Source organism: Shewanella sp. MBTL60-112-B2 (genome assembly GCF_019655055.1).
Classification (GTDB): domain Bacteria; phylum Pseudomonadota; class Gammaproteobacteria; order Enterobacterales; family Shewanellaceae; genus Shewanella.
Genome location: NZ_BPFA01000005.1, coordinates 135922 through 161066 on the forward strand (window position 1 = coordinate 135922; position 25145 = coordinate 161066).

Genomic DNA, 25145 nt, shown 5'->3' on the forward strand with positions numbered 1-25145 from the left:
CGTACCTTAAATTCATGGTTCGATTTAAGCCGAGTCAGTTCGACTTAAGCGCAGGTTGCACAAATCGATTATGCGTCATCACCGGCATTTTAGTGCGGATATCTTGCAAGCTTTGCAGCTCAACCTCCGCTTGCAACCAGCCGGTTCCTTGTTGCTTTTGCGCGAGAACCTCTCCCCACGGGCTAACAATCATACTTTGCCCCCAGGTCTCTCGGCTACCACCGTTGTGAAGTCCCCATTGGGCTGCACCTAAAATAAAGCATTGGGTTTCGATAGCTCGGGCCTGTAATAGCACCTGCCAATGGGCTTCTCCCGTTACCTTAGTGAATGCGGCGGGAACGGCAATAAGCTCGGCACCAGCTTCTCGTAGAGCTCTAAAAAGGTCGGGAAAACGTATGTCATAACAGATTGCCAGCCCCAATTTACCCATAGGTGTATTAACGACAACTATCTGCTCACCAGGGCAGAACGCATCGCTCTCACGATACTGTTTAGTGCCATCTGTTACCTCAACATCGAACAGGTGTAGCTTATCGTACTGGCCCAATATGCTACCGTCGACGTCAAACACATAACAGCGATTATAGACCCGACCATCTTCGGCCAAAATGGGAATACTCCCAGCCACTAGCACCACTAGGTAGCGTTTCGCTAACTCTGATAATGCCTGCTTTAGCGGACTTTGCTCGGCATCGGTTGCATATTGCAGTTGCTGGCTTTCATGCCCGCCGAATAGCAGGCAACACTCCGGCAAAACTACCAGTTGTGGCTCATCGCTATGACGCGGTAATACCTTAAGCTGCGACTCGATAAACGCTAGATTGTCCGATACGCTGCGGCTGCTTTGACATTGCAGTAGGCTGACTTGCATCTACATCTCCCTTTAGTTTCCCGTCCGATGTCTCGTTCAATAACGATTCACTCAATGGTAACTCACCCAATGATGACTCACTAAGTGACGACTCGGCCTCGGTCTTACTCTGCTCTACCTGCTCGCTCGGCTGACTCTCAACCACTGTTAACTTTGCAGGCTCCTTGCGACTTTCAACAAAATTAGTTTTCACATGCGTGATCGCCTGAAGCTCGACTCCAGATCCCAGCACATCTTTGCCATCTACAACCTTTGACTCAACAGTAGCCCCTGCGTCATTCTTAAGCTCAGCTTTAACGCTTTCACCTGTAGCTGTATCCCCTACGGCTTGCGGCCCAACAGGCACTTGCTGACTGCCAGGCTCTACGGCCTTCTTAGGCAGGACTGACTCAGGGATCTCAATCTCTTTGCTCTTACGCTCTAGCTCTTCTAGCTTAGGCTCTGACATGGTACCTGTGAGTCTAAAGCGGATCTCTGAAATCACCTCAATCACAGGCTCTAGCACCTTAGTCAGTGCAAATGCACCTAAACCAAATGTCCAACCACCGGTACTGAGCAAGACAACAGTTGGCACACTCGAGGCAAGCTGCGGGACAAAGCGAATATCATAATTAAGGCTCTCAGTAGTCAAGTCGGTATAACCCCGCACTCGCATATTGCCTGCTACCGCCTTCATCTCGGTATCCGTAGTTTTTACCACGCCATTATCTAACTTTAAGGTGCCGTGAAATGAATCGAAGTAGAGGCCTTTACCAAAGACGTCGGAAAAATCTAATGACAGCTTTCTTAACAATGAATCTAAACTAAATAGCGAGAAAATGCGCGCTCCCTTATCGCTGACTTCAGATAAGTGACCCTTACCTAGCTCGAAGCTCACGTCACCATTAAGTGTCTCAAGCGAAAACGCATAAGGTGCTCCAGTCCAAGAGATCTCGGCTTTGACCTCTGTTGGCGCATTCTTAAGTCCAGGATCGATACCTAACTGCTCAGAAAGATAGTCAAATTTGCTAGCATCTAAGTTGAGCTTAAATGAGGTCAAATTCTTGCCCTCACTCATATCCCAATCACCGTGTCCCTTAAGCTCAACGTTTGCTGTCGTCAAAGACACTGTCTGGATCTGATAGGATTCCCCCTTTGGCGTACCTTGCAGTACCAAGTGGCCTAAGGAGCGACCATAAAGAGAGAAATCATCGACATCGACAGCTAACGGAGGCAAGTTAGCCATAATGGTATCTGACTTATAATGCGCATTTTCTTCACTCCGCATTGTAGGTGCCATATGGAATTTACTCGCCACCAGTTTTAAGCCCTGATTGACCCAGTCAGGATAAAAATCAATCCGACCATCAAACTGCTGTGAAGTCACGTCGAAACGCCAAGCATGTTCAGTTGGCGCCGCGCTAAATACCATATCCTCGAGTGGCTGCCCCATGAAATCAAATTGATTAAACTCGGCATCGATCGACACTAAAGGTGGAAAGAATGCAGCCTTCTCTTGTTCGCTAGTATCTGTCACCAGCTTGGTGACATCACTTTGGCTAACAAAGCCTTGAATGATTGGCAGCCAAGGAGAAAACTCAGTGCTATCAAGATCGATCTGTAAGTGACCTTGGGTTTTGCGTAGCTGATCTCCAGGCTTAAATAAACGGCCTAAAAGAAGATCAAAATGCGACAGAGCATTGCCTGAGTCGGCATCGAAACCGCCCCAAAACTCTAACTGCTTATCAAGCTTTATACCTAGAGAGGCCTGCTTATTGTCACCAATCAGCTCGGCCACCAGCTGCTTAGCTTCATCTTGCTGCTTAGCAAAAGGGGCTGGAAGATTAAGCTCGGTGCCAATAAGATCGGTTTCCACTCGAGCTTGAACTCGATAACCTATGGGATCGAAAATCAAGGTAAGATCGCCAGACCAATCGGCCTCACCCGAATAATACTCGCTCAACGGATTATCGAGCTCTGCAGGTAAATCAGCGAGCTGCCATTGCCCTTTCAGACTCACATCCACACCGTAATTCTGGTTCATGCTTTGGCTATTAAAACTTAGCTGCAACGGTTGCTTATACATGATGGCATTGAGATCTGTCCCCGTTACCACATCATTAATAAACTGAATTTGCCCCGTGAGTTTCTCTAGCGCGATGCCAGGCTCTGTGATGTAGACGGGGGTATCTTTAAAGTTAACCGTCCCCTTAATCACTTCAGACTCACCATCATAAAGAGGGATGCTTAAATCGATTTGGCCAGTAATATCACCTGCTATTTGCACCACATCTAGCGTGGCACCGACTGAGTCTACCAAGGGCGATTGTTGGATCACTTCATTGGCTGCTTCGGCTTTGGTAGCAAGATCGGCTTTCACTGTCAGTAGACTCTTTTCTCCCAGGGCCGGAATACCGATATAAGCTCCATCGGCTTTAACATCGAGTAACTGCCCTTGGTTTACCCATAGATCCATGGAATCGTTTTCAAAGAGTGCAGAAAGGTTAAGTTTATCTACCGCAGGCCAGGTATTTTGAAACTCAAACTCGGCTTCAGCCAGAGTAAAGCCAGCTTGAAAAATACCATCATGTTGAGCATAGGGGTAATTGCTAAAAGCACCGTGCCATATCACGAGAGCGTCATCGGTTTTACCAGACTTTAACGCCTCGGTGAGGTAAATGACCAGATCATTGCTCATGCCTTTCAGTGGGAAATAAAGATGAGCCTTGGCAACATCATGGATATCGATATTGGCCAGTAATGCCATATGTGCTGCATCGGCAAACTCTAGACGCACAACTGCGTCAATATCGAGATCTGAATTACTAAAATGCACCTTAGGCAGAGAGAGTGCTAAGTCGCTAAAGTTAAAATCACCAGTTAATGCATCCCCGTTAAACTGAAGAGGCTCAGCAAAACCACCATTAAAGTCGATAGTGTACTGCTGCTGTGGCAATTCAAAACTGAGTGAATCATTAAACATTCTCAAGCTGGCATCGACTGGCTTCAAACCTGCAATAGCGCCACTCGCCTGCCAGGAGATCTGCTCTAAATTTAATACGACTTGTGGCTGCTCAAGTAAAGATTTCCAATGGGCTCGCAGCTCGGTAACCTTACCGACAGGCTTTAAAGACTGCCAAGTATTAAGTCCGTCGAGCTCGACGCCAGGGATCAAAGGCAAGAGTGGCAACAAGCTGCTCAGCTCAAGTTGATTAAGGCTGGCATCGATCCCTTGCTTATTCTGCCTCGCAAGCAGCTGAGCCTTTGGCCAAGGCTGCTCATTGGTTGAAAAGTTAAGATCCTGGCTGGCTAATAACCAACCCTGCTCGTTAGGTTTCCAGGATACGGCGCCGGACTCGATGGTAAACTGCTGTGGCTCACCATTTAAGAACCATTCCAGCCAGCTTGGCTGAAACTCTACTGTCGCACCATCAAACATCCGATTAGAAAAGCCAACCCAAGCTTGTAGGTTAACCACGCCTTCTAGAGGCAAACGCTTGCTAGTATCGTAAGGGTTCGGCTGTCTTGAGGCCCATTCGCCTATATCGAGAGAGCGAGCGGCTAGATAAAACTGACCGACCAGTGATTCAGGACGATAACCACTGCCTTTCACATCTACGCTAAGTGCGAGCTGCTCGACTTCAGAGGCATCTTGGTCGAGAAACAATTTGCCCTCGCCACGGTGACGACCACTAGTATTACGCCACTTCATATCTTTAATATAGATGGGACGATAATCGTGATCTTTACTCAGAAGCTGAAACCTAGCATCGGTTATTGAGAAACGATCTAACTGCTCAAGCAGTAACTGATAGAGCCAGTCAGTTTGTAACTTGCTGTTAGACTCCCGAGGCTCAAGTGCCTTTAATCGATCAAGATCTAAGGCAACATTCACGCCATCAAAGATGACATCTTCAATCTGTGGCGTCGCGGTAATTAATGTCTGCCAGAAATCAAGCTTCACGTGCACTCGCTCAAAAAGCAGAGTCACAGGGAGATTGTCCTGCGCGGGCAAGACGAAGTTTTTAACCGTTAAGGCTGGCCCATAGGCCTGCCACTCAGCCGCAAGCTGACCGACTTCGACTTCGACTCGATATTCAGCTTCCACAAATGCAATCAGCTCCATACGGACCTGATCCAACTGAGGTAACAAGCCCCTAAAAAGGCTAACCATTAGCGCAAATAACACTAGAATAATGGCGAGAAATTGCCAGCAAAAACGTGTCAAATTAAAGGAGCGCTTTTTAGGCGCACAGGTATCTGGTGGCACTACATTATCACCACATCGAATTTGTTTTGCGCGTACATAGGTTCACTCTGCAGCCTAACTCGCTTACCGATATAAACTTCTAGCTCGCCGAGCAGGTGGCTCTCATCACCCTTTAGGCTTTGATACACAGTAGGCGAACAATAAACTAAAAACTCATCGGCATCATAGCCACGATTTAAGCGAATGATCTCTCTGAAGATCTCGTATGAAACCGTTTCAACCGTCTTTAAGCTACCTGTACCTTGGCAAGATGGGCACTCTCCGCAAAGGACATGCTCTAAACTCTCGCGAGTACGCTTGCGAGTCATCTCCACTAAACCTAAACCGGAAAAACCACTGATATTGGTTTTAACACGATCGTGAGCCAAGGCGCCTTCTAAACTCGCTAACACACGCTTTTTATGTTCGCCATTAAGCATATCGATAAAGTCGATAATGATAATGCCACCTAAATTACGTAAGCGTAACTGACGAGCAATCGCGTGAGTGGCTTCGAGGTTGGTGTTAAAGATGGTTTCTTCAAGATTACGATGACCAACAAATGCGCCGGTATTAATATCGACCGTAGTCATGGCCTCGGTTTGATCTATGATCAAATAGCCACCAGACTTAAGCTCTACTTTACGACCGAGTGCACGTTGCACTTCATTTTCGACATCATACAGATCGAAAATCGGGATCGGACCATTGTAATGCTCAAGTTTATCTGCGATCTCCGGCATAAACTCTTGGGCAAACTGCTGTAACTCTTCGTAGGTTTGCGCAGAGTCCACTTGGATCTGATCCAGCTCTGTTCCCACGAAGTCACGCACAATACGCACAGGTAAGGCGAGGTCTTGATATAGCAAAGATACACCGCGACGCTTACGACGCTCACTCACTTTAGCCCATACCCGTCTTAAAAAGCCTGCATCTTGCACTAACTCATCTTCGCCGGCACTTTCTGCAGCGGTACGGATGATAAAGCCACCATCGTCATCGACAAATGGCTGAGTAATTTTCTTCAGGCGTGCACGTACAGATTCAGACTCAATGCGCTGAGAAACGCCAACATGACTAGAACCGGGCATAAAGACTAAATAACGAGAAGGTAGGGTGATATCTGTAGTTAAGCGCGCACCCTTAGTACCCAGTGGATCTTTAACCACCTGCACCATGATGTCTTGCCCTTGCCTTACCAGCTGAGCAATATCACGCACCACAAAATTGCCTTTTTCAACATCGGCAACACATTCTGTGTGCGGCACGATATCGGATGCGTGTAAAAATGCGGCTTTATCTAAACCAATATCAACAAAAGCGGCCTGCATACCAGGCAAAACACGACTGACTTTACCCTTATAGATATTGCCAACTAAACCTCGCTTCATGCGGCGTTCAATATGGACTTCCTGTAAAACACCATGCTCAACTAGGGCAACTCGAGCTTCAGTTGGTGTTACATTGATTAACAGTTCAGAGCCTATTTTTTTCTGTACTCTGTTTTGCGCGAATCGACTTCTACTCACAACTCACCCCACTTAGGGAAATAGCTAATTTAAAAAGGATTTGGCGTAGATTGTGATCCTGCTAACTGGGTAGATACATACCCGTTAGCGAGCTAAAGTCTGCAATGATTGATGTTTTATAGTTTGGCTACTTAGGCCTAATTATTACTGTTTCTTATCGCTATAAAACTTGCATCTCACACAACAACGCACGGGTTTCGACCAAAGGTAACCCAACTACCGCGGAATAACTTCCTTCGATAGCTTCAACAAAACTTCCACCTAAGCCTTGGATCCCGTAGGCACCCGCCTTATCCATTGGCTCGCCAGTGGCAATATAAGCCAAAATATCAGTCTCACTTAGCACACTAAATTGCACCCGAGTTTTAACTAATCGACTTATCATCTTAGTGCCATCGGTTAGGGCCACGGCTGTCATCACCTGATGTGCATTACCCGATAGGCTTGCTAGGATCTCGGCAGCATTAGCCTCGTCGGTAGGCTTACCCAAAATGGTTTCACCTAGCACCACGATAGTATCTGAGCCTAACACCACTGCTTGTTTATCAGTACCGTATAAGTCTAGGCCAGCCAAGGCTTTTTCCTGCGCTAGTCGCAGCACAAACTCTTCAGCTGACTCACCAACTTGATGACTCTCATCAATATCGGCCGCCAAGATCTCAAATTCGAATGGTTTGGCGCGGTTAGTATTTAAAAAAGCTAACTGACCTAACAACTCTTTACGACGAGGCGAGCCCGAAGCAAGTACTAACTGCATATTGAGTACCTTTTATGATGCTAACTAAACCAATCGATTAATCTAAATCGTTCGGCCAAACGTTTGTCTATCGAACCTTGTACAGACGCCTTACACGACGCAAGACCCAGAAGATCCATGGCCACATTATCAAGCTGGAAATTGCCGGATAGAACAAGCTAATATCAAACACTGCGGATTCGGTGACAAATTGCACCCAAAATACCACTAGGTTATAAACTGCGACCTGCATGGCCACCAATAAAGCTTGTTGCCACATAGGGAAATTACGTAAGCGCTGAAAGTGCAGTACCACAACATATACTACAACTGACATAGCAAAGGCACGAATACCTAAGGTTGCCCCGAGCAAGATGTCTAGCATCACACCCAGCACCCATGCCGTTAAAATGTTGTATCTATGCGGTAAGGCCATCGCCCAATAGGTGATAACCAGTAATAGCCAATCTGGACGCCATGCCTCAACCACATCTGGTAAGGGCATGATTTGAAACAGCATAGCCACTAATAGACTTAACCAAACAACCCAGCGGCCATTTGCTACATGTAAACTCATTGAGGTTTCTCCTGACTCGCCTTTATCGCCTCTTCAACACCTTGCGGTGGTATGAGTTCGCCGTCGTCAGATTCAATATCAGGCCAGAGTAATAACAGGTAACGAATTCTGTCTAAGGCCGCTAAAGGCTGAGCGATAACGGTAGCGTAATTTTTACCATCATCTTTTTCGACACTCATGACTCGAGCAACGGGATAGCCTTCAGGAAAACGCTTGCCAAGACCTGAGGACACCAACAGATCGCCGACACGAACGTCGGTACTCTTGGCTACATGCCTTAGCTCCAGTTCATCGAGCACCCCGGTGCCAAATGCCATTAACCGCACATCATTACGGGTAATTCGTACCGGAATACCATGAGTGGTATCGGAAAGTAATAATACTCGGCTGGTGAGCTCACTCACTTGCACAACCTGTCCTACAACACCTTGAGCGTCAACCACAGGTTGGCCAACAAATACGCCGCTACGTGAACCGTGGTTTAGCACCACATATTGACGAAATGGGTCGCTTGCCACTTCCATGACTTCGGCAACCACCTTCTTAGCATCCATATGTACTGGAGAGCCAAGTAGTCCACGTAAGCGATCGTTTTCTTGGCGAAGGTGTTCGAAGCGCTGCAAACGTTCGCTCATCAACAGTTGATGACGCAATAGCTCTTTATTTTGTTGAGCCAGCATATTGCGAGTAGCGAGACTTTCCGCGGAAAGATCGAGTAAGGCGCCAGGAATATTAGCCACATATTGCAAAGGGCTTAAGAGTGAAGAGAGTGAATTACGCACAGGCTCAAGCCTGTCGTTAGCGACAAGCAGGATCACCGACATAATGACTGCCAGTGTTAATCGAAATTGGTTGGAAATACCGCGAGCAAAAATAGGCTTCATAACAAACTAGGGCGGTGTATTACCGCCCTTTTTAACCGTGGTTAGTTTTCTTCAGAGAACAGGTCGCCGCCATGCATGTCGATCATCTCTAAAGCTCTACCACCACCGCGAGCCACACAAGTTAATGGGTCTTCAGCGATCATTACGGGAATACCCGTTTCTTGCATCAGTAATCTGTCTAGATCACGAATTAACGCGCCGCCGCCGGTAAGTACCATGCCGCGCTCAGAGATGTCTGATGCCAATTCTGGTGGAGACTGCTCTAGGGCAACCATTACTGCACTCACAATGCCTGATAATGGCTCTTGCAGTGCTTCTAAAATTTCATTGCTGTTCAATGTAAAGCTACGTGGTACACCTTCTGCAAGGTTACGACCGCGTACTTCAATTTCTAATACTTCATCACCTGGGTAAGCAGTACCGATTGTGTGCTTGATACGTTCAGCCGTTGCTTCACCAATTAAGCTACCGTAGTTACGACGGACGTAGTTAATGATTGCATCATCAAACTTGTCACCACCGATACGTACTGACGATGAGTAAACCACACCGTTTAGCGAGATAATCGCAACTTCTGTAGTACCACCACCAATATCAACAACCATAGAACCTGTCGCTTCTGATACTGGTAAGCCTGCACCGATTGCAGCAGCCATTGGCTCTTCAATCAAATACACTTCACGAGCGCCAGCGCCCATTGCCGATTCACGAATTGCACGGCGTTCAACTTGAGTTGCCCCAACTGGAACACACACAAGAACGCGAGGACTTGGACGGAACACACTGTTGTTATGAACTTGCTTGATAAAATGCTGAAGCATTTTTTCGGTGACATAAAAGTCGGCGATAACGCCATCTTTCATCGGACGAATTGCTTGAATGTTTCCAGGAGTACGACCTAGCATCTGCTTTGCTTCAGTACCGACGGCCGCAACCGACTTCTGACCCGAACCGCTTCGTTCTCCACGAATAGCAACAACTGAAGGTTCGTTTAGCACAATGCCTTCTTCACGGACGTAAATTAGCGTATTTGCTGTACCCAAATCGATCGAAAGATCATTAGAAAAAATGCCGCGTAGCTTCTTGAACATGTAACCAGCCTGTCTATGTGGAATCGTAGAAAAAAGAAATCAGGTAACTTTATCACGCTTCTTAAAATCCACAAGACCGCAGAGGTTAACAATTGCTAATGAAACTGTATTTTTTGCGATATAACCGCTAAAGAGCGAGTCAATAACTTATCTCGCCCTCAATTACTGACATTTAATTAACTTCTCGCCAGTAAATAATACGATCATGGCCTCGATAGGTACCAAAGTAAGCGGTTGCTCGTGGATCTTGTAAATCGCTACTTGAGTCAAAACTCCAGTACCACTGCAGCCATTTATCCACATGCTGTTGCAAACCCACTTCACCATCGGTATTCGGTGCAGCGAAATAGATAAAGCTGTTCCCCAAACCTATTGTGCCAGCTTTACCTGAGCCGCCACTTTGAGTAAAACCTTGCACGCCTTCTAGCCCCACATCGGGAGATAAATGTAATCCAATATCGGCAGACTCGGTGGCACTGGTGGTATCGAACACTGAGCAGCTGTCAGCCGTATTGGTAAGCCAATGCGCTTCACCATTTACAATGGCAGCCACATATTCGGTGCCCACATTTAAACGCAGCTCCTCAGACGATGGGCCATAGGCATTTTGCATCACAAAACGGCCGTAGCGCATAGCAAACGAATCGTCTTTAGCGATATCCTCAAATTCAAAATCACGGCAATTATCGCTGGCGGTATCTCGATAACAAATACCATCTTTATCGGTCACATCATTCTTTGACAACGCAAGATCAAACTGGCCACTAAACGACACCGCTGGTGAAGCAGTTCGGGCATAGTGCAGCTTTGCACCGCTCAGGTAAGCGCGCTGGACGCTGTTATCGTCATTAATCGGATAGTAATCGACAATCCCGGAGATAGGCGACTCATCTAGCACTTGCAGCGCAGCACCATCCATTGATGTGGCGCCAGAGGTATCACTATAACTGCGATCTAACCACTGCTTGCCGTGATAGCGCCACCAGTCTCCTATTTGATAATTTCGCGTTTCAGCGCCTGCTTTATTTTTACCGCTGATCGACAACGTTGGCTCACTACCAGAAATAAAGCCAAATGGCTGGTCCATGTAAGTGAAACTGCCACATTGCATTTCGGGACTAGGTTCGTTCGCGTTAATACTTAAAAAGTAAGGTGAAAAACGGCCAAATATATCACTACTTGAATTGGCTTCAGGGATCGCGGCCCCTAGGTAGTTCACCTCACCATCGAGAGCAATACTTACAGCACCTACCTCAGAATAGGTCTGATTGGTCACTTTAAGCGGTGCGCTGTTATTCTTAACAAAGCTCAGTTTTGTACTACCAAGCAAGCCTAGGACGCCATCTTTAGCATCACCATTGGTAAGTAGTGGCGCCTGTAACACAGGTTGGATATTTAAATCGGTAAACCTAAAGTTCTTAAGGGCTGGGCGATCTTTATAAGGCGTGCCATCGTCGGCTCCACACACCGCCTTAACACTCATGTCAAAGTCGTCACCCGCTTTGGCAAATAAGTCACAATTAGCGCCTGTGCAGCCATTTTTACCCGAGGTATTAAAGAAGTAAAAACCATCAGGCTTAGCCACAAATTGATCACTATGCTCAAGTACCAGCGTCTCGCTAGTACTGCCGTCAGGTGACTCAATGACTTCGGTTAATGTTGCCGCTAGCTCAACTTTGCCCGCCTCAGGGTAGTTTACATATAGCTGTGCTTTACCATTGGCATCAAAGCGAACCTGCAGTTCCTCACTCGAACCACCCGCTATGTCTTTACTGGCTGCTGGAGCGTTAAGGCTGTTAATGGTTAGCTTGGCAGCCTCATTAATCCCGGCGGCATCAGGGGTAATATAATTAAATGCCATCGAGATGGGTTTAGTTTGATTAGCAAATAACGGCACACATTGAGGGGCTATTGATGTCTCATCTTGCTTAACCGCAAATAACTCGAAGTTGCTGGAGTTTTTACAGGCAGTAGAGTCATCAACATCAAAGTATATACCACTGTTTTCAAAGGTTAAATCACACTGCTCATTATCAAACAATTTGTTATCAATATAGCAACTATAATCGCCGCTAGGTACAGTATTACCGAGCCCTAGCGTCACAGAGCCTCCTTGTGGGTGCCACACCTCAATATCAGCGCTACCGTTAACGTTTGCGCTGGTATAGTTACTACCATTTTTAGTCAGAGTCACAAATGCTGGATCACTTAGCAATGAGCTACAAGTAGAGTCGGCACAGGCTTGCACCGTGACTTTTTTCAAAGCGCAGCTTAACGCCCCCGAACTGAAGTTAATCCGATAATGATTTACCGCCGGAGGCTCGTCTGCGTATTCAAACGCAAAGTAACCGATATTCTCAGCAAGGTGCATCTGTTCATTATCTCGGCTCTGATCTTCATCAACAGCAAAGCTTACATGATCATTAAAACCCTCTTTTAGGCAACGACGTACCCAACCACCATCACCGCCATTACGTTGGTTTTTATTAGCGATTGTTAATGGTTGCCCGGGATAGTCATTTATATATCTATTTGGGAAATCACACTGCTCATATAAATAACGAGTTCTATTGTCATCGCCATGATTGAGTGCATTATTGACAAATTCATACTGCAGCGAGGTGCCATCGACCTCCATAGTGCCGTCACCTAAACCCGCTACGTACCCCAACCACTCATGAGTCGTGATAGGTGTACTGATCTCAGACCCTTCTATCGCAATATCAAAAGACTGGCCTTGGCTGTCTACGTTATTAATCGACGTGGTCATAAAGCGATTATTATTGTGACTCAGCACCTGCCCCAGCATGGCGGGTTTTTCACCGAATTTATGTGGGAAGACTAGGTTCTGGTAACCTCGTCCTGCTCTACTTAAATTTTTACCTTGGTATCTATCGGTCCACACTTTACCCGCTTGCAGTGCTTTGCCTTTTTCTAAAAAACGATAACCCGGCTCCATAACAAAGTAATCAATACTGCCCATCGGCTTTTTCAGCTCATAAGGCCAATTTGAATTAATTTGCTGAATTTGTGCAGAGCCGTTATTGAGGTGGTTGACTCTCACAGTTGAAGGACGATCACTGTTATCATCGTTATTGGTAATATCTATGGTTGGCATCACCATAATCACTGGCGCTGCAGCGTACGTATTGTTGAAATCAATTGTGGCTAAACCATTACTATCGAGTTCAGCACGGCCAAATTCAAATTGAGGAGCTGGACAAGTTAATAGATTTTCCGCCGGCACTACCTCAAAGTTATTTTGGTTAGGCTTTTTCCAGAACAGCTTAAACGCTTCATCGTAAAAGGTCTCATGGAACCTAAGCTCAATCTTATGAGTCCCCTGCTCTAATGAAATAGCCCCTTGGTGGTCATAACAATTACAAATACCATGGACGCCATAAAATCCCGTCACTACTTCACCGTCAATTAACAGCTCAATCGCATCATCACCGTCAATTGCAAAGGTATACTCTCCAGTCACTGGCACATCAATGTAACCTTCAAAAACCCCGAGATAGAGGTCGTTATCTACCGCGGCACGGCTATGTGGATTAATGTTGCGGCCACTTTGTTCTAACACAGTTTCAATCGATTCACCGATTTGATTTTCAGTCGTTTTCACTCTGCTGATCAAATCCTCAAACTGGCTGTGACTTTGGGGACTAACTGCATTTGTACGCCAAGGCCTCGCGTCATAAGTGCGATAAGTGAGCCCTCGAATATTATCTTGCTCAGCTGGACATTGCGGCAAAACAGGCGGATTAGGCGGCCTGAGATCACAATTTGGCACCAGATCAATCAAATGCGATCTTGCATCAAATACCACTCGAGATTGATTCGCCATCGAAATATAGTTACCCGTAAGTGCTCCTTCAACATCCGCACCATAGCTGAGCACCAAGTTATGCTCTGATAAAATGTGGCCACGGACGTAAGAGTTAGTCGCTAACTCTATATCGCCATAGCCGTAGAGCACAAAAAGCTCTGAACGGTAGGGGTATAAACGGTTATATTGCACAAACCGATTGTTTACAAAAAAAGCAACCAAGCCATCTGTCGGCCACTCCACATTAACACCGCTTAAAATAGTTAAGCTCTCTATCCAGTATTGACCAGGCTCCAATTCCAAGGTGCCAGACTCCATATACAGAGATTTAAGTCGATAAATCCCCGAGCCATTTTGAGAGGTAAATTTAACTTTATTCCCTCTGGAGAAAATACTGTCATACTCACCTTCCGCCACAGTAATAATGTTATTCACAGCATCGGATGGACCCAGATCTTTGTTGCTAGTTGAACGGCATTGCTCAAAAGGAATTCTGTCGCTAGGTAAACCAGCTAAAAAATGACCGGACTTACACTTTTTGGGGTTACCATTGCTTGGGTAACAGGATTTATCATGGTCATCGACGCGGTAACTCGGCAATTGCCCCCGCATAGGGGCATTGTCGAGCCGAGAGCCATCATGAAAACGAAGTAAGCTTGAACTTTGATAACCATTAGTACCCTCAGGAAAAGTGTCGCGCCAATCCGCCGCTGATGCAGTGCCGATGGACAACACTGATAGGAAGCTAATCAACAAAAATTGCATTAAACGAGCCATGTTAATCACGGGCTTCGACCTCCACCTTGCGGCTCACTCGAATACAGCTAGCATCGCTATCGCTGCCAGAATCACACTCACCACTGCTGCAGGTTGCAGTGCTGGTAATCAAATATTGGGTCATCTTGTTTTGTGATGAATTGGTGGTTGTAGCCGAGCAGGTCATCAGCACTTCGCAACCATGAAAGCCGACAAGACCTGTGTCATTGCCGATTTCCCAGAGTGGTGGGTTACTACAACTTCCAGTACTTCCATCGACAGGGAATAGAGTCGCTAAGGCGCGATCTGCGCCGCTATTAGCTGCAGCAAACGCTCTAGTGCCCCACACTTCGATACTGATCTCTTGATCGGCATCATCAAGCACATTGATCAGCGTCGCAGCCAGTAGAAACATCACTGTGATAATAAATACACCTATCACTAAGGCGCTCCCCCTTTGCTTAGAGCGATGGGATATTTTGCTCACTTGGCTATTGAGAGAAATCACTGGATTAAGGAACATTGATCACCTGCACTTGATGATGATATTGAAAACTCTGTCCTTGTACATCGAACAGCGGATTTAGATGCACCATAGCATTATTTCTCAGCGTTCCTGGGGTATACGCAATAGGACTGTTGTTACCTATGGTATTGACAATATTTTCAGCCATCAGCACTCCTGTACCCATATCATTAGGCGCAGGCTGTAGGTTTGGGTGATTAAAGCCGTAACCCCCATAGCGCTTTAATAAGCTTAACTCTGTAGTCACTTGCTCAAAGCAGTAACTCACCGCACCTTGAACACCAAAGTAACGCTGCCTAGGCGAAGCCTCATCGAAACGCACTGCACGGCCAAAATCGATTGTAAGCTCATTGGTTGTGGCGTTCGCTGTAACACTGTCAATACTAAACAGCTTGCCTTGTGTTCTTATCGCTGAGGTATAAACATCGGCTGGCGTGAGCGGGTAAATCAGTAAAAATTGATCTGCAGTTAAAGATGCGCTGGCACTGGATTGCATCGCTGTACCACTACTAGCAGCTGCTGCAGGCGCTATCGGCATCTCTATATAGGATGCGCTCGAAATAATCGGCATCATCTCAATGCATTGCCAAGCACCATCACCACTATCTCGCACCCGAATACTGTTTGGCACGGCGTTACGCAGCTCCCGAGTCATACGCTCTATGGCAAAACGGCTTTGACTCATCACTTGATCGACTGATGTGGCATCAATAAAGATGCGTGTGCCAAAAATTAGAAAACTACTCACACCTAGTACCAATACCCCAAGGATGATAATAACGGTAACCATCTCGACTAAGGTGAAGCCCTTAGACTTAAGCTGTTTAAGCTGATTCAATGACCTAGAAGCAGGACGTATTAACGCATTCATTAATAGTTACTCCTAATCGCATTGAAGGTCATCACCTCACCTTTTGGTGTCGTGATGTCGATAGTGACTAACTTAGTGTTGAGGCTTGGTAAATCGTTATATTCAACCTTAACCAATAACTTATAATTGATGTAACGCTGAGCGTAGGTCTCACTACTGTTGAGCATAGGGCTGTTAATTGTCAGCCCATTGTAATCATCGACATCGTTATAGTTATTACGCGTCTCTTCTATACCATTAATCTTATCTGGGCCAAGGTCTTTCTTATCGGTACAATCCTCTCCAGCGGGCAAGCCTAAGCTAGGCTTCGCTGGTGCGCCACAGGCGGGGACGCCACCGTTGGCATTGGTATTCTGGTCATAACGTTTACCCCAGATCTCATTCAAAATTGAGTGAGCTAACTCTGCTGAGCGCACCCTATGTAGCGTATCTGCCGCACGCTCTGCCTGCGGAAATAACATGGTGCTGAGCAAAACGAAGGCGATACTGATCACTACCATACCCACGACGAGCTCGATTAGAGTAAAGCCTTTTTGAGCTTGCCACTTTTTGGCTGACAATCTATTGCCCATCATGGATATAACCTTCAGATTCAATCGCAATAAACAGTGTTTCATCGGCGATGACACTGATACAGTTGCCACTACAACGACTACCGTCAACTATCGGCACGCCTTGAAGGTTAAACTCAATATTAAAATTGCTGGCGCCACCATTAAGCAAAGCTAGACTTGCGCCGCCTTGAAACGCTTGTAGCGCATCGGTGCGCACTGGCGTGCCAGAACATCCGCCATTAAAACGAGAAACTTGGTAATGGCTGTCGGTAACCGATAAACGATAGCAGCGATCTTGATTGTTCATCGCCATGATCTGCACCTTACGCAGCTCACTAATAAATTCATCTTGCAAAGTAAAAGCGCTGTAACTAGAAGAGGTCAGCAAGCGAGGAATAACCACCACAGCAAGAATGGCAATAAGGATTATCGTGGTAACCAGCTCCACTAATGTAAAGCCTGCGTGTCGCTGCACTCTATGCATTGAACTTCCTAATTGATTCAGCAGTGTTTAGCTTAGGTCCTAGGTCCTAGGTCCTACAAATTCTTAAACCTAATTTTCCAACAGTTTAATAATTATGGCAAATAAAGCTAGTAGTTACGCCCTAGATACAAAAAAGGCCTGCGAGGCAGGCCTTTTTTAATAGAGACTAATCTAACACTGGTCTGCTGTTGGCATAGTGCCGTATACAGGTGGTGTAGTCGCATCTTTAGCTTGTGTGTAAATAAATTTACAGTCTGTGGGTGCATCCTTTGGAGATATAGCTATCGAAGGAGCATCAGCGGCATCACCACCTGTAACAGGTGTAAATTTCCAATCAGTTGCCGTGATTTCTAATGCTTCTAGTAGCTCACTTTCTTTTGCCTGCACATAACCATACTGCAAAGTCACATCGCCAACCTTTGGAGGATTGCTCGTGTCAGTCGCTGCATTCTTTTCAAAACCGCCAATCGCCGCTTTCGAGTAATAAAGCGAGTTAGCGCCCTGAATTGCAGCCTTCACTCCCTGCAGCGTTGACAAACGGGCATCGCCTTGTAGGTTGATAAACTTAGGCGCTGCAGTAACCGCTAAGATACCTAGAATGATGATCACAACCACTAATTCGATTAGGGTAAAACCATTTTGCTTTTGCATTTTCATTTTCTCTTAAACAGGTCCGATTAACAGCCAGTGTCTGTAATTAGGTAAGTAGGCACAGTGTTAGCATCTGCAGCTTGTGTGTATACCAGTTGACAAGACTTGGCACCTGCAGCTACTGGGGCACCATTTTGGGTGATAGTAATCGTGCCTGCATCGGTGTCTTCATCAACTTTCCACTCATTGGTATCTGCAGTACCAAAATCGGCATCGATAGCGTTGTTGAACTCTGTTGCAGTCGCCTGTAGGTAACCAAAGTTAGTTTTAGCTTTCAGATCAGTACCAATATCCACACCACCATTTACATCATCAGGCTTTGTAGCATCGCCAGTCCAGGCTGTTGCCGCTTTCTTCTCCGCACCAGCCAAGGCTGCTTTGGCGAACACTAGACCGTTAGCGCCTTGAATGGCGCCTTTAACACCTTGCAGCGCAGAAGCACGTGCATCGCTTTGTAGATTGATAAATTTAGGCGCTGCAGTCACAGCCAAAATACCTAGAATAATAATCACAACCACTAACTCGATTAGGGTAAAACCGTTTTGCTTTTGCATTTGATATTTCTCTTAAAGGTGAGATTAACAGCCTGAATCGTCAATTACATACGTTGGTGTAGCGGTAGCCGTAGCTTCTGTATATGTGACTTGGCAAGTATTGCTGTCATTAGGAGCATCAACTTGACTGATAACCATAGTGCCAGGAGTACTATCAGTACCAGCTGTTACTGTGTATAGCCAATCTGCATTTCCAGGGGTTGCTACTGGTGCAAACGAGGCATCAATGGCAGTATTAAAGTCATCACCCGTTGCTAATAAGTAACCGTATAAAGTTTTAACATTGACAACATCGTCTTTAGTACCAATATTCACATCTGTACCAGTAATAACACTCGCTCTTTCTTCACCAGCTAAAGCTGCTTTGGCGAATACTAGGCCGTTAGCGCCTTGGATTGCGCCTTTAACGCCTTGCAGTGCTGAGGCACGCGCATCGCTTTGTAGATTGATAAACTTAGGCGCAGCAGTCACAGCTAAAATACCTAGAATAATAATCACAACCACTAATTCGATTAGGGTAAAACCATTTTGCTTTTGCATATAAATATCCTCAATCACTTATCAAATACAGTAGACAGATTAAAAATCTTTCCACCGAAAACTATTTACTGTTTACATCAACTAATGACTTAAACGACTACCAATCAATTCAGTCAATAAGTAAAGATTATTTTAGTCAATAAAACTAGCCACTTGACCAGAACCAGGGTTGTAGGTCACCCCTTTACCCGCCAAGTTACTTAAATTGGTTAAATCTTCAGTCGGTATTCCCGTTTGCGGATTTAACACTAGTGATGAGGCTAGGTAATACAAACAAACATCTAGATCGCTAACAAGCTCGCCATCTATACTATTTGAACTGCCACCCGCTCCTTTTGCCACGCTCACTACATATCTTGCTTTACGCGCGTCTTCTCCTGCAACTACGCTTCGTGGTGCATTTTGTAAAACAAGATCAAACACTTCTTGGCAAGAAACTTCATCCATGTCTTTAGCATCAGTATTACTCTGGCCTGTTGGATAACCAAAACGCGTATCCAGAGCAACCGTTGTTCCATCCAGTAACACGGTATTATTTCGACGACCATCGACTTCCCACTGTGAACGCACAAAACTCACCGCAGTACTTAGTCCGCCTGCTACACCGTCTACACTGGCATCTTCTGCATCGTCAGTGACATTTAAGAAACGTGGGATAGCCGTCGCTGCCAATAAACCTAAAATCACGATAACTATGACTAACTCTATTAGAGAAAAGCCCTTCTGATACTGATGTTTCATTTTACCCCCAATCTTGTATGCGGCTATTCTAGCAGTTTGTTAAAATTAGAAAACAGATAATTTCACTATTCAGCCGCTCTTAATCGGTTTGCGTCAAAAAAATGACCCGTCCAGAAGTGGTTTGATAGCTAATACTTTCGCCCGACTCGCCAAGATAACGGCAAACACCTGTATCTGGGTTGAATCGAGTATCAATTTGTTTGGTATAACCCGGCCCCAACAACTCAACCAATAATTGTCGACAACCTGCAACACTTGTCTCGCTAGGTATAGGCCATCCACTAGCTGCCATACGCACTTGTCCTGTAGATGAGGCATGCTCTTGGCTATCGGAATACCAGTCAAGCTGTAAGATCTCTGGCTTACTACGCATCAACCATTGAGACCTAGCTACACCGAGTACATTGAGCAAACGTGTATGCTCTACTTGCATGCTTGGCTGAGCCAGCTGCTTAATGCTGCCAAAGTAATTAAAACTCAAGTAAAACAATACTATTAGCAAAATAATCAAAGCAATAAGCTTGCCATATACATCAAGCAGCTTTGCATCGGCTTTATGTTGACTAAGCACGGCGCTTTTCCTGCTTCATCAGTTACCGCCCTTAACCACATTGAGCATGTCCCACATGGGTAGGTAAATACCTAACGCCAACACCAACACGATACACGCGACAAAACCAATCAAAAGAGGCTCTAACTTGGCAGTCAAATTCTTCAGGTCGTAGTCGACTTCACCTTCGTAAAAATCGGCTGCGTCATTAAGTAACTGATCTATCTGTCCTGTCTCTTCACCCACAGCCACCATCTGCAGCACGAGTGGGGTGAAGAGTTGGCTGTTATTCGACACTCTTAACATCGACTCACCAGACTCAATACCACGGCGCATCCCCACTATGCTGTCGTGCATGTAAGCGTTATCGACGGCGTCCGCCACAAGACTAAGGGCTTGGGTCATAGGCACACCCGCACTCAACATCATAGAGAAGCTGCGGCAGTAGCGCGATAGGGTTGAACGTTCAATAATGCTACCTACGGCGGGAATGTTTAACTTCCATTTGTCCCACTGTTTCTCACCTTTTTCGGTGCTATGCCAATAGCGAATGCCAACAAACCCGGCCACTAGAACAAGGAGCATTAAAGGCCAGTAATTAACAAACACATTAGAAGTATTAATTAATAGTTTAGTCGCCCAAGGCAGATCGGCGCCAAATCGTGAGAACATTTCAGCAAACTTTGGGATCACCATGATATTGAGGATCACCATGGCAATGGCAATCGCAATCAATACAAAGATCGGGTAACGCATCGCCGCTTTGATACGTCTTCGAGTTTCCTGCTCACGCTCGATATAACCAGATAACTGAATAAACGCATCTTCAAGCTTACCTGTGTTTTCACCGACATGAACCATAGAGACAAAAAGCGCATCAAATACATCGGGGTGCTGATTCATCGCCGAAGATAGAGGGCGGCCTGAGGTTAACTGCTCTGAAATATCATCGAGCGCCTCTTTCATACGAACCGAATGTGTCGTCTCAGAAAGGCCAGCGATCGCGCGTAAAATAGGGATCCCTGAGCGTGTTAGTGAATACATTTGTCGAGTGAAGATCTGTAACTCTTCTAGTGCTACCTTACCTTTAAATAAAGCCTTAAGGTTAAACTCCTTAACCTCTTTCGCTAATACGAGATCCAGCGGGATCACCCCACGAGACATCAGTTGATCGGCAGCCGCGCTCTCAGAGGCTGCGTCAACAAGCCCCTTTACTTGCTCACCTTGAGCACTTCGGCCACGGTACTGATATGTAGGCATACTTAAGCCTCACTAGGTTCTATTTGAGTGTCACTAACATCTTCAACAAGTTTTGCGACCTCTTCGATTGTCGTCATCCCTTGAGCTAGGTACTTTAACGCTGATTCTGCAAGCGGCGTAAAGTTAGGACTCTGATAAGCGGCGCGAGTAAAGTCCTGCGGGTTGCCCGTACGCATCGCCTCAATCATTGGCTCATCGAGTTCAAGAATTTCAAAGACACCGATTCGACCGCGATAGCCGCTGCCATTACAGCTCTGACAGCCAGTACCGATTCTAAATGTTGCTTTTGAGTAATCGAGCTTGCTCACGCTAGACAACCAAGCTTTGTCTGGAGCTGAAAGCTGATAATCGATGGCGCAGTTTTGGCACACGCGGCGCACTAGGCGCTGAGCGATAATCACCCTGAGCGCGCTCGCGACCAGATAACTCGCTGCGCCCATGTCTAATAAGCGTAGAGCACTGGTTACCGCATCGTTGGTATGCAGTGTAGATAATACAAAGTGACCAGTTAATGCACCACGAAGACCAATCTCTACCGTCTCCTGATCACGCATTTCACCAACCATTATGATGTCGGGATCTTGTCGTAATGTGGTTCGCAGTACATTGGAGAAATCGAGGCCGATTTTATGATTTACCTGAACCTGGTTGATACGAGGTAACTGGTATTCAACAGGATCTTCGACAGTGATGATCTTGCGGTCTGCAGTATTTAACTCACTTAAGACGCCATATAGCGTCGTGGTTTTACCGCTACCCGTAGGGCCGGTAACTAACAGCATGCCATGAGGCCGCTTAATTTGACGACGGATCCGCGCTAACATCTCTGGCGGCATGCCAGTTTCATTTAAGGTTAACAAGCCTGCCGATTGATCCAGCAAACGCATCACCACAGATTCACCATGGTAAATCGGCATAGTCGACATACGTACGTCAATCTTGTGCCCTTTAATCTCCATGTGGAAACGGCCATCTTGAGGCAGACGCTTCTCTGAAATATCTAGGCCTGCCATTAACTTTAAGCGTAATACCAATGCCGCTGCGATGCTCACTTCCGGTAGAATATTTTCATGTAACTGGCCATCGATACGCTGACGAATTCGCAGTGCTTTCTCACCCGGTTCAATATGGATATCCGAAGCTCGCATCTGTACAGCATCTTCAAAGATAGATTGTAGTAGCTTAACGACGGTGGTTTCGTTATCACTGTCGCCATCGGTGAGGCTACCTAGATCGAACAGTTCATCGGCGGCGTATTCCTCTTCAAGCTTACCCGCAATTTGAGCAATCTCATCGGTACGTCGATAGAGGTTATCAAACGCATCCAATAGCTGCTGTTCAGTCACTACCGCAATAGAAATACTCTTAGGTGCTAACTGCAGCTCTAAATTATCCATCGCCTGTAAATCGGCGGGATCACTCATCGCCACCAGCACGCCTTCACCATTATCCTCGACAACTAAAGCGCGATAACGGCGAGCTTGTACCTCAGGTAACAGACTCACTACTTCAGTCGCAATGGCGCGCTTGCTAATATCAAGAAAAGGAATGTTAAGCTGATGCGACAAGAATTGTAGTAATTGCTGCTCAGTGATACATGAAAGATCGATCAGTGTACGACCAAGCTTCTTTCCCGTACTACGCTGTTCGCCTAATGCTTGCTGTAACTGCTCTTCAGAGATGATGTGCTCTTGAACAAGCAGATCACCGAGTCGCATCTTTAACTTGGGTTTCACTAGTACGCTCCTAACTGCAGCAATCGATTATCGACGTAAACTTTAGCCTGTGCCGATAAGTTACCTTGGGATAAAGCTTGGTTATAAGCTGATTTTGCTTCGGTATATTTTTGCTGTGCATCTAACGCGTAGGCCAGCCCCATCCACCATCGACCTTGTAAAGGCTCATGCTTGGCAAGTTGACGAAAGCTCTGCTCCGCAGTTGGGAAGTCTTTTTGCTTCTGCGCTAAATCACTCTGTTGATGCCACTTTTTAATCGCCAAATCGCTGCTGTCGGGGATCATAGCTAAGCTCTTAAGCGCCTGTTCACTTTGCCCGCCAGCCTGCTGAACGCGGGCTAATAGTAATGAAAACTCATACTCTTGCGGGAAGAGTAACTGTCCCTGCTCAAGAACCTTGGCAGCCTTGGCTAATTTACTCTGGCCATAATACAAGGCAGCAACTTGCCGCCTAGCCTGGTGCAATGCAGGGTTATACATGAGCGCGGTTTCGTAATAGGCTAATGCATCACTGTGCATCCCCTGTTGCTGAGCATCGGTAGCCAAAATCATCTGTTTCTGAGCCAGCTCCTCAGGTGAAAGCTTAACTTCTCTAACCGCCATATTACCGCTGTTATGCAACTGGCTTGAGCGACTCGCTGGCGCAATACTTAACTGAGCAGGCGTTGGCTTTTCTACCTTAGCGACTTCCGAGTGCACAGCTTCGTTCTTAACTGCTTCCGTCTTGATTGTTTCCGTCTTGATTGTTTCCGCCTCAGCTGTTTCCGCCCTAGTAGCTTCCGCCTCAGCTACTTCCGTCTCGGCTGTCTCCGCCCTAGCAGTTTCCTTCTCTGCTACTTCCGTCTTAGCTATTTCCGACTTAGCAGTCTCCGTCTCGGCTATTCCCGTCTTGACTGTTTCCGCTCTAGCAGTTTCCGTCTCGGCTACTTTCGTCTTAGCAGTTTCCGTCTTAGCTATTCCCGTCTCAGCTACTTCCGTCTCAGCTACTTCCGTCTCAGCTACTTTCGTCTTAGCTATTCCCGTCTCAGCTACTTCCGTCTCAGCTACTTCCGTCTTAGCTACTTCCGTCTTAGCTGTTTCAGTTTGCATCAGGTTTAAGCCAAAAAATACCGCAAAGCCACCGATGGCGAGAGAAACAACACTAGTCAGCAGCAAGGTTCGCTTCGATGAGGACTTTGGCTTAAAGGCCAACTGCGGAGCAGCCATACTCTCAATGCCATGCGGCTGTTGGCGTTCATCTAAATCTTTGAGCATCTTATTGATTACGCTCATGCAACGCCTCCTTTAAACCAGTAAAACGCAGCTAAACAGCTGCCAATAATGACCATAGCGGCCACTGACCACTTAACCATGCCATATTGATGCTTCATAGCATCTTCCGTATCGGCAATCGCGGCATCGATATGATTGGACTCAATTGTTTTAGCCCCCTCACCAAAACCTACAAGTAGGGCTTTATGAGCTAACACGTTAATCAACCTAGGGATCCCTCTCGCGGCTCTCGCGATACGCTTAGCGTTGGACTCGGTAAATAAACGCCCACTGGCACTGCCAGCAACGGTTAAACGATGCTGAATATAGGCCATGGATTCCTCAACCGTTAACGGACGCAAACAATAGCTAAAAGTGATCCTCTGTCTTAACTGCCGAAACTTATTCTGCGCTAGACGCTCATCTAGCTCTGGCTGAGCGAATAAAACCACTTGCAGTAATTTTCGACTCTCAGTTTCTAAGTTAGTAAACAGGCGCAAAGCCTCTAGACTCTCATCAGGCAGCGCCTGCGCCTCATCGAGCACTAAGATAATCGAGTGGCCATGAGCACTTAAGGCTAAAAGTTGCTGCTGAATAAGGCCTGTTAGTTGTTGCTGATCTATCTGACTTGAATACTTAAGCCCTAATTCCATCGCCACCGCCCAGCGTAACTCATCAGGTGTGAGATAAGGGTTAGGCAAATAGGCACAATGGAAGCGCTCAGGCAGATCATTCATCAGTTTACGGCAGATTAGCGTCTTACCCGTGCCAACCTCACCGGTAACCTTGATAAAACCTTCGCCTGTTTGCAGCGCGGTTTGCAGCACTTGTAACGCTTCTACATGGGGTGCCAGGCCAAAGAAAAATCCCGTATTCGGCGTCAGCGAAAACGGGGTTTCAGTTAATCCAAAATGCTGCAGATACAAG

Annotated in this window: 21 protein-coding genes; all 21 read right to left on the reverse strand. The window is 46.3% G+C overall.

Features of this window, described 5'->3' with window-relative positions; translation table 11 throughout:
* Window positions 1-34: 34 nt before the first annotated feature.
* Window positions 35-871 carry a carbon-nitrogen hydrolase family protein gene (locus K5Q73_RS04775; protein ID WP_220761986.1) on the reverse strand — a complete coding sequence of 279 codons (837 nt, stop codon included), beginning with the start codon at window positions 869-871 and terminating at the stop codon, window positions 35-37.
* Entirely contained in the window at window positions 795-5120 is a 4326-nt protein-coding gene (locus K5Q73_RS04780; protein WP_220761987.1) for a YhdP family protein, read from the reverse strand. The genes K5Q73_RS04775 and K5Q73_RS04780 overlap by 77 nt, the downstream gene beginning before the upstream one ends.
* Window positions 5120-6586 (reverse strand): ribonuclease G, encoded by a 1467-nt coding sequence (rng, locus tag K5Q73_RS04785; protein ID WP_374706808.1) that lies wholly within the window; start codon window positions 6584-6586, stop codon window positions 5120-5122. Before rng ends, K5Q73_RS04780 begins: the two co-directional genes overlap by 1 nt.
* A gap of 202 nt (window positions 6587-6788) precedes the next feature.
* On the reverse strand, window positions 6789-7385 hold the full coding sequence (locus K5Q73_RS04790; RefSeq protein ID WP_220761991.1) for a nucleoside triphosphate pyrophosphatase: 597 nt from the start codon (window positions 7383-7385) through the stop codon (window positions 6789-6791).
* 67 nt (window positions 7386-7452) lie between these two features.
* Window positions 7453-7941, reverse strand: coding sequence for a rod shape-determining protein MreD (gene mreD, locus K5Q73_RS04795; RefSeq protein WP_012156945.1), 489 nt, complete (start codon window positions 7939-7941; stop codon window positions 7453-7455).
* The gene (gene mreC, locus K5Q73_RS04800) at window positions 7938-8825 is read right to left on the reverse strand and encodes a rod shape-determining protein MreC (protein ID WP_220761993.1); all 888 of its coding nucleotides are present in this window, start codon (window positions 8823-8825) and stop codon (window positions 7938-7940) included. Before mreC ends, mreD begins: the two co-directional genes overlap by 4 nt.
* Before the next feature lie 41 nt (window positions 8826-8866).
* The gene (locus K5Q73_RS04805) at window positions 8867-9916 is read right to left on the reverse strand and encodes a rod shape-determining protein (RefSeq protein WP_012156947.1); all 1050 of its coding nucleotides are present in this window, start codon (window positions 9914-9916) and stop codon (window positions 8867-8869) included.
* Between the two features lie 172 nt (window positions 9917-10088).
* Window positions 10089-14510 carry a DUF6701 domain-containing protein gene (locus tag K5Q73_RS04810; RefSeq protein ID WP_220761995.1) on the reverse strand — a complete coding sequence of 1474 codons (4422 nt, stop codon included), beginning with the start codon at window positions 14508-14510 and terminating at the stop codon, window positions 10089-10091.
* Between the two features lie 13 nt (window positions 14511-14523).
* Complete coding sequence (locus K5Q73_RS04815; protein ID WP_220761997.1) at window positions 14524-15024, reverse strand: MSHA biogenesis protein MshP; 501 nt, start codon at window positions 15022-15024, stop codon at window positions 14524-14526.
* A complete protein-coding gene (locus tag K5Q73_RS04820) occupies window positions 15014-15898 on the reverse strand; it encodes a PilW family protein (RefSeq protein WP_220761999.1) in 885 nt (294 codons plus the stop codon). The genes K5Q73_RS04815 and K5Q73_RS04820 overlap by 11 nt, the downstream gene beginning before the upstream one ends.
* Window positions 15898-16473 (reverse strand): prepilin-type N-terminal cleavage/methylation domain-containing protein, encoded by a 576-nt coding sequence (locus K5Q73_RS04825; protein WP_220762001.1) that lies wholly within the window; start codon window positions 16471-16473, stop codon window positions 15898-15900. Before K5Q73_RS04825 ends, K5Q73_RS04820 begins: the two co-directional genes overlap by 1 nt.
* Window positions 16460-16936 (reverse strand): Tfp pilus assembly protein FimT/FimU, encoded by a 477-nt coding sequence (locus K5Q73_RS04830; RefSeq protein WP_220762016.1) that lies wholly within the window; start codon window positions 16934-16936, stop codon window positions 16460-16462. Before K5Q73_RS04830 ends, K5Q73_RS04825 begins: the two co-directional genes overlap by 14 nt.
* A gap of 171 nt (window positions 16937-17107) precedes the next feature.
* Window positions 17108-17587: a type II secretion system protein gene (locus tag K5Q73_RS04835; RefSeq protein WP_220762018.1), complete on the reverse strand. Its 480-nt coding sequence runs from the start codon at window positions 17585-17587 to the stop codon at window positions 17108-17110.
* A 26-nt stretch (window positions 17588-17613) separates the two neighbouring features.
* A complete protein-coding gene (locus tag K5Q73_RS04840) occupies window positions 17614-18141 on the reverse strand; it encodes a type II secretion system protein (RefSeq protein WP_220762020.1) in 528 nt (175 codons plus the stop codon).
* 24 nt (window positions 18142-18165) lie between these two features.
* Window positions 18166-18681, reverse strand: coding sequence for a type II secretion system protein (locus K5Q73_RS04845; protein ID WP_220762022.1), 516 nt, complete (start codon window positions 18679-18681; stop codon window positions 18166-18168).
* Window positions 18682-18813: 132 nt separating this feature from the next.
* Window positions 18814-19422, reverse strand: a complete 609-nt coding sequence (locus tag K5Q73_RS04850; protein ID WP_220762024.1) for a type II secretion system protein — start codon at window positions 19420-19422, stop codon at window positions 18814-18816.
* 79 nt (window positions 19423-19501) lie between these two features.
* Window positions 19502-19993, reverse strand: coding sequence for a hypothetical protein (locus tag K5Q73_RS04855; RefSeq protein WP_220762026.1), 492 nt, complete (start codon window positions 19991-19993; stop codon window positions 19502-19504).
* Window positions 19994-20011: 18 nt separating this feature from the next.
* Window positions 20012-21232 carry a type II secretion system F family protein gene (locus tag K5Q73_RS04860; RefSeq protein ID WP_220762028.1) on the reverse strand — a complete coding sequence of 407 codons (1221 nt, stop codon included), beginning with the start codon at window positions 21230-21232 and terminating at the stop codon, window positions 20012-20014.
* A 2-nt stretch (window positions 21233-21234) separates the two neighbouring features.
* Window positions 21235-22968, reverse strand: a complete 1734-nt coding sequence (locus K5Q73_RS04865; protein ID WP_220762029.1) for a GspE/PulE family protein — start codon at window positions 22966-22968, stop codon at window positions 21235-21237.
* Window positions 22968-24239, reverse strand: a complete 1272-nt coding sequence (locus tag K5Q73_RS04870) for a lipopolysaccharide assembly protein LapB (RefSeq protein WP_220762037.1) — start codon at window positions 24237-24239, stop codon at window positions 22968-22970. The genes K5Q73_RS04865 and K5Q73_RS04870 overlap by 1 nt, the downstream gene beginning before the upstream one ends.
* A complete protein-coding gene (locus K5Q73_RS04875; RefSeq protein ID WP_220762039.1) occupies window positions 24236-25144 on the reverse strand; it encodes an ExeA family protein in 909 nt (302 codons plus the stop codon). The genes K5Q73_RS04870 and K5Q73_RS04875 overlap by 4 nt, the downstream gene beginning before the upstream one ends.
* Window position 25145: the final 1 nt, after the last annotated feature.